The 13320-nt window shown below is 41.4% G+C and carries 8 protein-coding genes; 1 reads left to right on the top strand and 7 read right to left on the bottom strand.

All coding sequences use genetic code 11. From position 1 onward, the window contains the following. Positions 1-485: 485 nt before the first annotated feature. From ACKLNX_RS02550 to ACKLNX_RS02520, 7 genes are all read right to left on the bottom strand, one after another. Entirely contained in the window at positions 486-1010 is a 525-nt protein-coding gene (locus ACKLNX_RS02550; protein ID WP_411694691.1) for a gamma carbonic anhydrase family protein, read from the bottom strand. A 125-nt stretch (positions 1011-1135) separates the two neighbouring features. Further along, positions 1136-1999 carry an acyl-CoA thioesterase II gene (gene tesB, locus ACKLNX_RS02545; RefSeq protein WP_411694692.1) on the bottom strand — a complete coding sequence of 288 codons (864 nt, stop codon included), beginning with the start codon at positions 1997-1999 and terminating at the stop codon, positions 1136-1138. 30 nt (positions 2000-2029) lie between these two features. Continuing rightward, a complete protein-coding gene (locus tag ACKLNX_RS02540; RefSeq protein WP_411694693.1) occupies positions 2030-3865 on the bottom strand; it encodes a protein kinase domain-containing protein in 1836 nt (611 codons plus the stop codon). Then, on the bottom strand, positions 3865-4767 hold the full coding sequence (locus ACKLNX_RS02535) for a 23S rRNA (adenine(2030)-N(6))-methyltransferase RlmJ (protein WP_412971109.1): 903 nt from the start codon (positions 4765-4767) through the stop codon (positions 3865-3867). Before ACKLNX_RS02535 ends, ACKLNX_RS02540 begins: the two co-directional genes overlap by 1 nt. A 99-nt stretch (positions 4768-4866) precedes the next feature. Beyond that, positions 4867-6501 carry a dihydrolipoyllysine-residue acetyltransferase gene (locus ACKLNX_RS02530; protein WP_412971118.1) on the bottom strand — a complete coding sequence of 545 codons (1635 nt, stop codon included), beginning with the start codon at positions 6499-6501 and terminating at the stop codon, positions 4867-4869. A gap of 6 nt (positions 6502-6507) precedes the next feature. Beyond that, the gene (locus ACKLNX_RS02525) at positions 6508-7485 is read right to left on the bottom strand and encodes an alpha-ketoacid dehydrogenase subunit beta (RefSeq protein ID WP_412971108.1); all 978 of its coding nucleotides are present in this window, start codon (positions 7483-7485) and stop codon (positions 6508-6510) included. Continuing rightward, positions 7485-8672 (bottom strand): thiamine pyrophosphate-dependent dehydrogenase E1 component subunit alpha, encoded by a 1188-nt coding sequence (locus ACKLNX_RS02520; RefSeq protein ID WP_411694696.1) that lies wholly within the window; start codon positions 8670-8672, stop codon positions 7485-7487. The genes ACKLNX_RS02525 and ACKLNX_RS02520 overlap by 1 nt, the downstream gene beginning before the upstream one ends. A 461-nt stretch (positions 8673-9133) precedes the next feature. On the opposite strand from ACKLNX_RS02520, the gene ACKLNX_RS02515 reads away from it, so the two are divergent. After that, complete coding sequence (locus tag ACKLNX_RS02515; protein WP_412971107.1) at positions 9134-13312, top strand: S8 family serine peptidase; 4179 nt, start codon at positions 9134-9136, stop codon at positions 13310-13312. Positions 13313-13320 lie beyond the last annotated feature (8 nt).

The raw sequence follows: 13320 nt of genomic DNA, 5'->3' as shown, positions 1-13320 counted from the left end.
TCGATAAATGTTTTGAAAACATTAGATTCTAGTATAGAACCAACATGTGATTAAAACTGTGGATAAGCTGTTTGTTAGCTGAGAGTAAGTTGTGCAAAAAATTCACATAAGTAATTGAGTTTAAAAACTTTTAGGAATTAAAAATAATCTATGATATGTTTAAATTCTTGAAATATTTTAAATAAATTGAAAAATGTGTTTATTTTTCAATCAATTTCAGTCTATTATATTGGTCCGTTGTAATTTGTAAAACGCTTCTCCCAAAATATGGATGTTGTACTAAAGATATGTTTTACGTGTTTAGACCTAAACACAATGTCTGCGGTAAAAGTTAGCGCACGGCTCAGAAATGAGCCATTCCCCTAAGCCTGGAACGATTGTTCCGGGCCTTTTTATTTCTAAAGGGTGCAAAAATTCAAAACTTAACTTAGTAGCGCTGAGTAAATGACTAGTAGCTCTGATTAATTGACGGGAGCAAAATACTTTTAAGCTTCTTGCTCTTTTAAGTCTAGCTGAAAACGCTTAGCATTTTCTTGATAGTGAGCAGCAGACTTCTCTAACATATCAGCCTGTTCTGGTTTAATAGTTTTTACAATTTTAGCTGGTGAACCCATGACAACGCTGTAATCAGGAATTTCCATCCCCTCAGTAACAAGCGCGTTAGCCCCAATAACACAGTGATGGCCAATCTTTGCACCATTTAAGACGACTGCGTTAATACCAATAAGAGAAAAGTCACCTACCGTACAGCCATGCAACATAACCTTATGACCGATCGTGACACCCTTACCGATACTCATAGGAAAACCATAATCCGTATGTAAGATTGAACCATCTTGCACGTTACTGCCCTCACCCACATCAATAAGCTCACAGTCTCCACGAAGAACGGCATTGAACCATACACTTGAATTTTTCTGTAAAGCGACTTTCCCAATAACATGAGCGCCAGGGGCAACATAAGCATTTTCACCTAATGTTACTTTGTCACTACCTAACTGATAAATCATGTTCTACTCCTTATGTTCAAATATAGCCGACTTCTTCTCACATTTAATGCTTCAGGCTCAGCATAGACACCTTCATACTACAAATTACCCGCATCCCAGCTAGTAAATACAGCAATATTTTATGGTTAGTCTTTCACAACCTGACGCATTAAGCCTTCTTGCACTGTGGTCGCAACTAGAACACCGTGCTGGTCAAAAATCTTCCCTTGCACCAAGCCTCGGCTAGCACCGCTAAAAGGACTTTCCATTTCGTATAGCAACCAATCATCAAATTTAAATGGCTTGTGAAACCACATCGCGTGGTCAATGGTTGCTATTTTTAAGGACTTATCGTGGGCAACTATCCCATGAGGCTGAAGCGAAGTACTTAAAAAATTATAGTCCGATGCATACGCTAACGATGCTTGATGCAATTGTTGCGATCCCGGAAGTTTATCTCTGGACTTCATCCACATTGCTCGCTTAGGCTCATGCTTTTCGGCCTTGTAAGCGTTTGCAGGCCCGACTGTTCGGATGTCTACTGGGCGATGATAACTCAAGGATTCCTTCATTTTTTCAGACAACTTATCGTAGTTATCCTCAAAGAATCGTATGTCCTGTGGTAGTTCTTCAGGTGGTGGCACTTGAGACATATCTGCAAATTGGTGGCTTAAACCTGATTCGGGTTTTTGAAATGAAGCCGTCATTTCAAATATCGTCCGACCATTCTGTATTGCCTTCACTCGCCTCGTTGAGAAACTGCGACCGTCACGCATGTTCTCGATATCATAAATAACTGGCTTTTTCGCGTCACCAGGCAAAAGAAAATAAGAATGTAATGAGTGTATCATTCGCTCTTCGTCAACCGTATTGTAAGCGGACGCGATGGCTTGCCCTAGAACTTGGCCACCAAATACTGCGCCAAAACCTAAGTCCCAGGTTTGCCCGCGGTATAAGCCTTGCTCAATTTTTTCCATTTCGAATAACGATTCTAATCTTATGTCTGACAATGTAACCTCACTTCTGCAAACTGCATTTAACTAATGATGTTCGATATGTTTGGGATTTCTTGGATAAAACTTCTGTACCATTTTCTCTTGATGTTTAAAAAAACGCGTGTCTTTATATGGAAGTTTCATAAATCCTGAAATGCCAATCCCATCAATTTTTGGTATCAAGTCGATTATTTCTTTAAGTAAACTTTTAAACTCTAGTTCCATTGCATGATCCAGCAATGTGTAATAATTATGTACCTTCAAATGCTTTGGTAAGGCTTCGAAAATGATGCAGCCCGTGTGATGTATTGCGTTTAAGCTTTTTATTTTTGACATCAATGAGTCGGGTAGCTTAAGCAACTCATCTGGGTCTTCACCATCTTCAAAATACGAATGCATTCTACTTTCATTTTCAGCCAAGGATGTTTTACTAAGCTCATACGGTATTTGCATCTTAGGGTGCGGTATAAAAGGCTTTTTGTCGGTTACGCGTTCCACGTGCAATGTGTTTTTCGCGTTAAACATACAGCTTTTGAATACACCTTTACGCTTAATTGAACGAGCTAAGTTAATCACGTTATCGACACTGCGATCAAATGATAATTGCAAGCTCGGATCATATAAATTCAAGCTAGAGTCAACAAAAATACCTTCTTCTTCCCAACGGATCGCTAGTCCACCAACGACGGGATATTTGCCAAGTCGACTTACCGCAGCAATAAAGCCTTTCTCAGTTTCGCCCATCCCTTGCAGGTAATTCTTATAGTAACGTTCAAATTGTGCATCATCGATATAGTGCAAATCAGATAAATTTAAACCCTTTTGCTGCCTTAAATAGGATTTTCTTGAGCTGTAAACGACTGTTTCAATGTCTTTTATTTCTTGATGAACCCACGTAGGCACTAAACACGCATACTCCGGTTTTTGGTCTTCACTGAACACTAAGTGTTTAAATCGTGGGTAGTTATTTAATAAGTAATCACCACCCAAATTACGTTCACTTGGATCTTCACTCATCAAAGCTGTTAGTACCTTCGCAAACTCAATAGGTAAACCGAGTGAATCAGGGGGAATTGCTTTTCGGCCATATCTTGAGCCCTGTCCAGACGCGAGTGCATACACAGTGCTTGCCAATCCTTGTTCATCAAACCTAGGGCTCGATAGCTTCCCGTTAAGTTGATCATCACCAATAAAGTAAACGTCACCCAATCGCGCATTCGTTTGTTGCAGATCCGAAGACATCAGATCCATCACATTTGTTGTGATGGTTTGACCTGAGGGATCTATTTGTGCAAATACGCATGAACCCCAATCGATAAGAGAAACTTGTTCGTTAATCTCATCCCAAACAAGATTTGAAGGTTTAATATCGCCATGCACTATCGGTTTGAATACACCGTTCTGTTGAAATTCTCTGAGGAAATTAAGAATTTCACATATCTGGATGGTTATTTTGACAATAATTCGAGGAGGCAATGGGCCAACACGCAAAGAATATTTTTCTAAGTCCTCGCCTGGCGCTCTTCCCATCACTAAGATAGATTGCCTCTTGATCCGTTGAAACTCAATTAACTTGGGCACATTCGGGTGGTCGACTAAGCCCTGCATAAACGCTTCTTCTTCTAGTCGATCTTGAATATGCTGAGGCAAAGTGACGCGTGAAAATTTAAAAACAAGTTCCTCACCTTGTTTATCTGTGCCAGCAAACGCAAAACCAAATGCCCCCTTACCTATCATTTCTATATCGGTATAGCCTAACTTTTTAAGTTGAGAAATACACAGACCAAACCAATTCTTAAGTTTTTTTGCGTCTTTATGGGACAGCAAATAAACTGACTGGTCATCTGGTATGTAGAAATGTTTAAGTTGGGGCTGTTGCATTATTCTGTTTTTAACCACTGAACCTTTGAAAGTTGATTGCCATCCTTAACTAAACTTTGCTGCAAAGTCTCTATTATAGCGTTTAAATCCTGCTCTAGTTGCCATGGAGGGTTCAGAATACACATACCTGAACCGTACATGCCTACATTCTCTGAAGGCTTTTCGTTGCAAAACTGCACATTTAGCACCGACTTGACGTTTAATGAAGCCAAGTGGGACAGCATCTTTTCACTCAACGTAGCTTTAGGATTATCAACAATTTCATCAGACTTTCGATCTATTCTTGTTGCTGATAACAAAGGATACCAAACCATATAGATGCCAATTGGCCAGCGTTTAACTGCTTTTGAAAGCTCATCTATCACATCTTGATATTCAGTTTTAGATTCGTAAGGCGGATCAATTAATACAGCCCCTCGATTTGGTGTTGGTGGTAGCATTGCGTTTAACATATCGAAGCCATCACGATGTTGTGCTTTTACGCCACTTCGACGGCAATTTTGCTTCAATGCTTCAAATGCTTGTGGGTGCAACTCGGCAGCAAAGGCTTTATCGCCTTGTCTTATTAACGAGGCAGCTACCATTGGTGAACCTGGATATTGCGTCTTTTCTGAATACTTATCGACAATGCTCAAGTAGCAGCGGATTAAATCTGAACTTTTGCTTGCTTCGTTCATTGAATCTTGAAGTGTTTGACTCAATTGTACTACGCCAGAATCTGCCTCTGCATTCATTAGCGCTTGCGATGACTCTAAGCTATAAATGCCTTCGCCTGCATGAGTATCGAGATAAAAATAAGGTTTCGTTTTTATATTTAAACGTTCAAGTACCGCGACCAAAGTAAGATGCTTGAGCACATCGGCATGATTTCCGGCGTGAAACGAATGTTGATAACTGAGCACTAAATATCTCACTTTTAAAATAAAAAGCCCGCACAAAGCGGGCTTATAAAACACGATGTTGGGTCTATATTACAATGTTAGACCCGAAGTTAAATAGTCTTACTTCAAATGTACCAACATTTTTTCAGGCGACTGCAAATAACTCATCCATAAATTATTGAATCGAACCATCGTAGCACCGTCAATAACACGGTGATCGCCCGACCAACTAAGCATCATGATGTTTTGAGCTACAACTTCACCCTCATCATTAAATCTAGGTAACTTTTGAGTTTTACCCAATGCAACAATCGCGACTTCTGGCTTGTTAATCACAGGCGTCGCAGACATACCACCAAGTACACCAATATTCGAAATACTAATTGTACCGTTGCTCAAGTCCGCATTAGAAAGCTTACCTTCGCGTGCTGCGCTAACAATACGATCGCATTCTTGTGCCACTTCAAATAGAGATAAATTTTGTACATTTTTGATGTTTGGTACAAGTAAACCAATTTTCGAATCGACCGCCATACCAATATTATGCGATGTTAAGTAATGAAGTTCTGACTCATCCTTCGTTAGACGAGAGTTGATCTCAGGGAATGACTTCAGTGCTAACGATAGTGATTTAATGAAGAACGGCATAAAGCTTAACTTCACACCTTGCTTTTCAAATTCAGGTTTAAGCTGGCTTCTTAATGAAATAAGATTATCCATTATTAGTTCATCCGACACACTGAAGTGCGGAATGGTGCTAACACTTGCCATCATTTGCTTCGCCATTGCAGCTTTAATGCCACGCATAGGAATGACTTGACTCACTTCGCCTTCAGTTGCACTCGAACTCGATGCCTTCGATGCATTAGTGCTAGGCATTGAAGATGCTTTAGCCGAGTTTTGGGCAGAAGATTGAGGATCCGTATTTTTACCTTGCACATAAGCTTCGATATCTTGCTTTAAAACGCGGCCTTTTTTACCAGAGCCAGTTACGTTTGCAATATTGATTTTATATTCACGTGCTATTCTGCGAACCGCTGGGCTAGCCAGTGCTTTGGCACGGTTAGCAGCTGGAGTATCCTCTTCACTTACTTGTTCAACTGTCTGATTAGTCTCTACTGTTACTTTCGTTACATTATTGGACACAGTTGCGCCATTGTTAGTTACAGCAGCATCGGAAACAATGAGTTGATCAAACAACGGAGTGTGAACTTGCGCAATATCACCTTGTTGATAATGCAGCTTAACTACTTTACCTTGATATTTCGCAGGTATTTCTACCACCGCTTTGTCGGTCATTACTTCAACGACAACTTGGTCTTCTTCAACAGTGTCACCTTCTTGAATACACCATTTCACTATTTCACATTCAACAATACCTTCGCCTATATCAGGTAAGATGAATGCCTCAATTGTTTCTGCGGTCGAGGTATTTGTTTGAGTGTTAGTCACAACAACCTCAGATACCGACTCTTCAGGTACTGATACTTCAGACCTTGACTCAGTATTCGCTTCACCTTCTATGTCCATCGCAAACAAGGGAGCATGAACTTTCGCAATGTCACCTTCTTTGTAATGTAGTTTTCGAACTACACCATTATGCATTGCTGGAATTTGAACGGTCGCTTTATCGGTCATTACCTCAGCAACAGGTTGGTCCTCAACGATAACATCGCCTTCTTTAACCAACCACTCCAACAATTCACACTCGACAATACCTTCGCCTATATCAGGCAATATAAATTCATTCATTATTGCCTCCTAGTAATCCATAGTGCGTTTGATAGCTTCAAACGTTTTTAAGTGATCAGGCATATATTCTTTCTCATGCGCCAAAGGATACGGTGTATCAAGGCCGCAAACACGAGCGATTGGTGATTCCAAATACAAGAAGCATCTTTCTTGCACTGTTGCTGCTATTTCACTGGCAAAGCCACCCGTTAATGGCGCTTCATGGTTAATAAGCAGACGACCTGTCTTGCAAACTGATTCACATACGGCTTCTACATCCCAAGGCAAAATGCTTTGTAAATCGATGACTTCACATGAAACACCTATCTCTTCAGCCATTGCTGCTGCTTTCTCGATAATTTCTACTTGGGCGCCCCAAGCTAGCAAAGTAATATCCTTACCTTCTTTAACTAGATCAGCTTTGCCTAATGGAAGTTCATAATCTTCTTCAGGAACATCGCCAACTGAAGCTCTGTAAAGCTTTTTAGGCTCCATAAACAACACGGGGTTGTCGTCTCTAATAGAGGACAATAACAAACCTTTCGCTTGCTTAGGGTTGCGAGGAATAACTATTTTCATGCCTGGAATATGGGCAAAGAATGCTTCAGGTGACTGTGAGTGATACAGTCCGCCCGCAATGCCGCCGCCATAAGGCGTTCTAATTGTTAAAGTACCGCAAGTAAATTGGCCACCTGAACGATAGCGCCACTTAGCTGTTTCATTCACTATTTGGTCAAAGGCCGGAAAAATATAATCACCGAATTGAATTTCTGCGACTGGCACAGAGCCCTGTGAAGCCAAACCGTTGGCGAAACCGATAATACCCTGCTCAGTTAGGGGAGTATTAAAGCAGCGACCTTTACCAAATTTCTCTTGTAAGTTACTAGTTGCTCTAAATACACCACCGAAATGACCAACGTCTTCACCAAATACCATGACTTTTTCGTCATCGGTCATTGCGGTAATAAGTGCGCTGTTAATCGCTTGCAATAAATTCATTTGCGCCATTATTTTACTCTCCCAGATGTTTTAGGATAGTGCTCAGGATACTTTGAAATATGAGCCTTCAAATCAGTAAGTTGTTGTTTTAGATGCCACGGTGGTGTGTCATATACGTCTTCAATAATATCTTCAATTGGAGCAACAGATACTTTTTCAGCTTTCTTCACTGCCGCTAATATTTCAGCGCGTGACTTATCTAAGAATTCATCAGTCGCTTTCTTATCGAACCAACCTTTACCATCTAACCACTTGGTATAACGCTCAATTGGATCTTTTGCGCGCCATTTCTCTTCTTCATTTTTAGAACGGTAACCACTTGGGTCATCTGAAGTAGAATGTGCTGCTAAACGATAAGTCATTGCCTCAATCAAAACAGGGCAATTTTCGGCTAATGCGATTTCGCGAGCGAGTTTTGTCGCAGCGAATACAGCAAGTACATCATTACCATCGACGCGAATTGTTTTAACTCCGTAACCAATTCCTCGAGAGGCGATACCATCACCTTTAAATTGCTCTGAGGCTGGCGTTGAAATAGCGTAACCATTATTTCTACAGAAGAATATTGTCGGGCAGTTCAGAACCGCAGCCATATTTACACCTGCATGAAAATCACCTTCAGACGCAGCGCCTTCACCAAAATAACAAATGGTAACAGCGTCGTTCCCTGCCATTTTCTGCCCATAGGCATAACCAGCAGCTTGTGGGATCTGAGTACCTAGCGGCGAAGAAACAGTCATAAAGTTGAGTTTTTTATCACCGTAATGAACTGGCATTTGTCGGCCTTTGTTCGGGTCGAGCTCGTTACTAAACATCTGGTTCATGAATTGTTCAGTCGTGTAACCACGATAAGCGAGTGCACCTTGTTCTCTATATTGAGACATGATCATGTCGTTCGGTGACAAAGCGGCAGCACTACCAACAGTAGCCGCTTCTTCTCCGGTGCACGCAAGGTAAAAGCTGATTCTGCCTTGTCGTTGAGCACCAACCATACGTTCATCAAGCAAACGGATGTATTGCATTGTGGATGCTATTTTTTTAGCTGTTACTTCATCAATGTCAGGACTTTCTTTTTTATTAGTTTCTTGTCCGTTTTCATCAAGTAGTTGCAACATCGGTATATCGATGAGACCGTTTTCGATTAAGGAAACGTTATTTGTTGCTTGTACATTAGAAAGGTGATTTCTGTCTTGCATTTTCAACATTCCATTAGTGTTAATTTACTGAGTATATAATAGTGAAGGTTTGTCTGTTCTGTTTTGCTAATTTATTCCTATTTTGCAAATGACAAATTAATTCCAGCCTCTTTCTCAGCAAATATTGAATGAATCATCCTATTTGTTAAATATTTGCTAATTTAGCGTAAAATAAAAACAGGCTGTAAAGGAAGGTTTTACAGTGCTTAAAATACACGGACTTTCATGCCAAACCCTAATTGATAAGGACTTTTCAAGTTAGTCTACTGTATGCCGATGAACTTGTGTAACAAACTCCTTTGGCAGGATAAAAAGTTAGGATAAAAGTTAAGATAAAAACTTATAAATTAGATAGTTTTGAAACTTATTTGAGAATTTACGTATCAAAGTATTTATCAGTGGTAATTTTATCAATGGTAAGTTTGTCAATCGAGTTGACTCATTTTCCTTCGGAGGTTCAGTTGAATAACAAAATCAAGTTTGCTGTATTAACGGCGCTAACAACAAGTACGTTCATGGCTAATGCGCTTGTATCAAAAGCTTTAAAAGCCACCTCTGAACAAAAAAGTTATCTTAGTCAAGAACTCGAGATAAAAAACAGAATAAATCGATTTGTATCAAGCACCGAATTCAAGTTTCGTAATGAAGATGCGGCAGGAGAACATATATATATTGTTCAGTTAGCTGACGCGCCACTTGCATTACATGGCGGTTTGAAAAGTGATAAAGCGGATCCAGGGACTGTCCAGCCAAAACTTAAGCTTGAGTCATCAAAAGTGCAAGCATACTTACAATACTTGAGTAACAAGCACGAATCGTTCTTATCAACGGTTGCGAAAGAAGTAACATCAATTAAGCCTATTTTTTCATATAAATTAGCGTTTAATGGCATGGCTATAAAAGTCACTCAGCAACAAGCGCTTGAGATTTCAAAGATACCCGGCGTCCTTAAAGTTGAAAAAGATCAGCTATACAAGCTAGACACCGACACTGGCCCTAGCTTAATTGGTGCTCCTGAAGTCTGGGACGGCACTGCCCAAGACAGTGGTGTCGGGACCTTCGGTGAAGGCGTCGTTGTTGGCATTATTGATTCAGGTATAAACACCGACCACCCTTCGTTCGCAGCAGTTTCAGGTGACGGTTATGTGCACACAAATCCATTAGGAGCAAACGTCTATTTAGGCGATTGCGCCAACGGTTTTGCCAGTTTATGCAATAGCAAATTAATTGGTGTTTATAGCTATCCGGTGATCACCGATGAATATCAAGACACAGATGTATTCCCAGTAGACTTACCCCGAAATGGCGAAGATTATGGTGGACATGGTTCACACGTGGCAGGAACGGTCGCTGGAAATATATTACTGAATGTTGCAGAGAGCTTACCGGAATTTGGAGCGACAGAAAGCGACGGAGTAGCTTCTGGTTTCACTTTCCCTAGAATTTCTGGGGTTGCGCCTCGTTCAAACATCATTAGTTATCAAGTATGTTGGGGCGGCCGCTCAGATGCGGGTGACACCTATGGAGATTGTTCCGGTGCAGCCATTAATGCAGCAATTGAAGATGCGATTCAAGACCAAGTTGATGTTATCAACTATTCAATCAGTGGTGGCAATCAACCTTGGGAAAGCTCAACTGAACTCGCGTTTTTAGCAGCACGAAATGCGGGTATATTCGTAGCGACTTCTGCAGGCAACAGTGGCCCTGATGCAGGCAGTACAAGTAAGCATGCCCCTTGGTACACAGCTGTCGCTGCATCAGAGCATGGCCGCTCGGTCAGTTACACAAAGTTCTTAACTAATTTCTCTGGTGGAAACTCAAACTTAGGCACGTTAGCAGGCACCAGTAATTCTGGCGGGATCACCGCTCCGATTGTTTACGCGGGTGATTTTGCTAATCCAAACGACCCGAATAACGATCCTGCTCAATGTTTAGAGCCCTTCCCTGCAGGAACGTTCAGTGGTCAAATAGTTGTGTGTGACCGCGGTGAGATTGCTCGAATACAAAAAGCAGTTAACGTAAGAGATGGCGGCGCATCTGGCTATGTTCTTGCTAATATTCAAGGTGGCGCAAACAATTTAGCCGCTGATCAATATGTAGTCCCTGGTATTCATATCCAAGCTGCACAAGCAAATTTACTTCGCAATTGGTTAGCACAAGGCAGTGATCACGTTGCAACTATTACTGCTTCATCCGGAGAACTTGTTATTGATCCGTCCCGCGAAGACGTATTAGCCAGCTTCTCTTCAAAAGGTCCGAATTCAAGCATTAGCACATTGACACCCATGATCGGTGCGCCTGGCGTACAAATTTACGCTGCCTACGCAGATCAGCAGTTCGGTCACGATGGCCATGAACCCGCTGCCGGTGATTACAACTATTTGTCAGGTACTTCCATGTCGAGTCCACACGTTGCAGGTGCTGCAGCGCTTTTAAAAGCAGCACAACCAACATGGTCGCCTGATAACATTCGTTCTGCCCTTGCTATGACAGCTTCTAGAACAGTCAAAAAAGAAGATGGGACGACAAATGCCGATTGGTTTGACTCAGGCTCAGGAAGAGTGCAAGTCGATAAAGCGATTGCCGTGGGTTTGATCATGAATGAAACCGATTCTAATTATGCAAGCGCGAATCCTACACAAGGTGGAGAGCCTCGTGCGCTAAATTTGCCCAGTATCACAGACAATCAATGTGCGAATACATGCTCATGGAGTAGAACATTTACTGCTACGAAAACAGCAACGTGGAATATAAACACTCAAAATATATCTGACGGTATTCAAATTTCAGTCTCCCCTAGCTCCTTTAGTTTGAATGCAGGAGAGAACCAAACGATCAGTGTAAGCATTGATGTAAGCAATGCAAGTAACGCAGAATGGCAGTTTGGCGCTGTCACGATGACATCCAATGGCCAACCTGAATTGCATTTACCCGTATCCGCGTTTCCAACTGCAGGAAATATTCCCGAGCTACTAACTATTGAAGCAAACCGCCTTGCTGATTCATATCTAGTTAAAAATATAGAGAGCCAAACACAATCTTCGTTTAGAGCGACGACTCTTGGGTTTACTAAAGCGATACAAATAAATCAGAACATTAACCAAGATCCGACACCTGATGCAGCCTTTGACAACATTGACGAAGGAGTATTGCTGTTTGAATTTGATATTAACAATAACCATCAACGAATTGTGGCACAAACAACTGAGAGTTCAGCCTCTGACATCGACTTATATTTAGTGTTTGATGCAAACCAAGACAACATACCTCAAGAAAGTGAAGTGCTTGCGAGTAGCACGACTTCCGGCGCTGTGGAATACATTGATGTTACGCAGTTTTCAGAAGGCAAATATTGGGTGTTGGTACAAAATTATGAGAGTTCTGGGAGTGGACAAGCAGACTCATTTACCCTGTTCTATGCAGCCGTTGCACCGAGTGAAAACAATTCTTCGCTTTCTTTCAGTGTTCCCTCTAGCGTTTCAAATGGAACACCTTTTGAAATGAGAGCCAATTGGGATCTAGAGACGACCCTGGAGGATGAACGCTATTATGGTCTAGTTGCCTTTGGTAGTAATGCAGATAATGACGCATCTGGAACAACGCGAGTTAACCTTGTAAAAGGAGAACAAGATGTTGAACTACGTTCTACCTCAAGCTTTATTAATACTGGCGAAAACACTCAATTTCAAATATTAGTGAAAGGTAGCTCATCACCAGAAAATCGTAATTATGACATCACCCTGCCCATCCCAAATGGCTTCAGCTTAGACGCAAACTCTGTAAGTCAAGGAGGCGCTATCTCTGCTAATGAAGTGAATTGGAATATAACAAAACAAACAAGCGAATCTGAAGATCAGATTATTACCTTTGATTTAATACCAAGCTCAAATATTTCAGAGGATGATCTTTCCTTTGCTATTACGTCTGACCTTACTAATATCCAAGCAGCACAGGTTGAATCTTCTGTTTTGTCGACACCTATTCAACTTGATTCTCCTCCAACTGTGACCATTGAACCTAGTGCGCTGGAACTCACAGAAACCCAAAGCATCGAGATAATTGCTGTTGCAAGCGATCCAAATAATGAAACGCTTACTTATGAATGGATACAAGTTAGTGGGCCTACTGGAAATCTAGCGAATGCAGGTTCATCTGCACTTAGTTTTACAGCTCCTAATGTCGACGTTCAAGAAACTGTCGTACTTGAAGTTACCGTAAGTGATCCTCAGGGAAATAGTGATTCTGCGAGCGTTAGTTTGCTAATTAATAACAATGACGCACCTACAATGACGGTATCTGCTCCAACTTCCGTAACGGCAGGTCAAAGCTATACAATAAGTGTGACCACAAGCGATCCTGAGGGCGATACTGTAACCGTTACCATCGACGGACAGTCAGGTTCATCGCTCACTCGTACAGCTCCATCAAGCCCGACCACAATAAATATTCAAGTGCGCGCAACGGATGGCATTAATGAAATAGTGCAAAACGTCAGTATTCAAGTAACAGCAGCGCCGAGTACTGGTGGCGGTAGTTCTGGAGGCGGCGATTCGGGTGGTGGCTCGTTAAGTTGGTCACTGATATCAGGCCTGTTCCTCATCGCGCTTAGGCGCGTTCGAGGCAAATACAAACAACGTTAACAAAACAA

The sequence above is a fragment of the Glaciecola sp. MF2-115 genome, assembly GCF_047250385.1.
Lineage (GTDB): Bacteria > Pseudomonadota > Gammaproteobacteria > Enterobacterales > Alteromonadaceae > Glaciecola.
Note: the sequence above shows the minus strand (reverse complement) of the source record. Positions and strands in the feature narration are given on the sequence as shown.

Excerpts from the sequence above, each read along its gene's own strand:
- ACKLNX_RS02550 (WP_411694691.1), bottom strand. The coding sequence starts at position 1,010 with ATGATTTATCAGTTAGGTAGTGACAAAGTAACATTAGGTGAAAATGCT.
- ACKLNX_RS02525 (WP_412971108.1), bottom strand. The coding sequence starts at position 7,485 with ATGGCGCAAATGAATTTATTGCAAGCGATTAACAGCGCACTTATTACC.
- ACKLNX_RS02520 (WP_411694696.1), bottom strand. The coding sequence starts at position 8,672 with ATGCAAGACAGAAATCACCTTTCTAATGTACAAGCAACAAATAACGTT.
- ACKLNX_RS02540 (WP_411694693.1), bottom strand. The coding sequence starts at position 3,865 with ATGCAACAGCCCCAACTTAAACATTTCTACATACCAGATGACCAGTCA.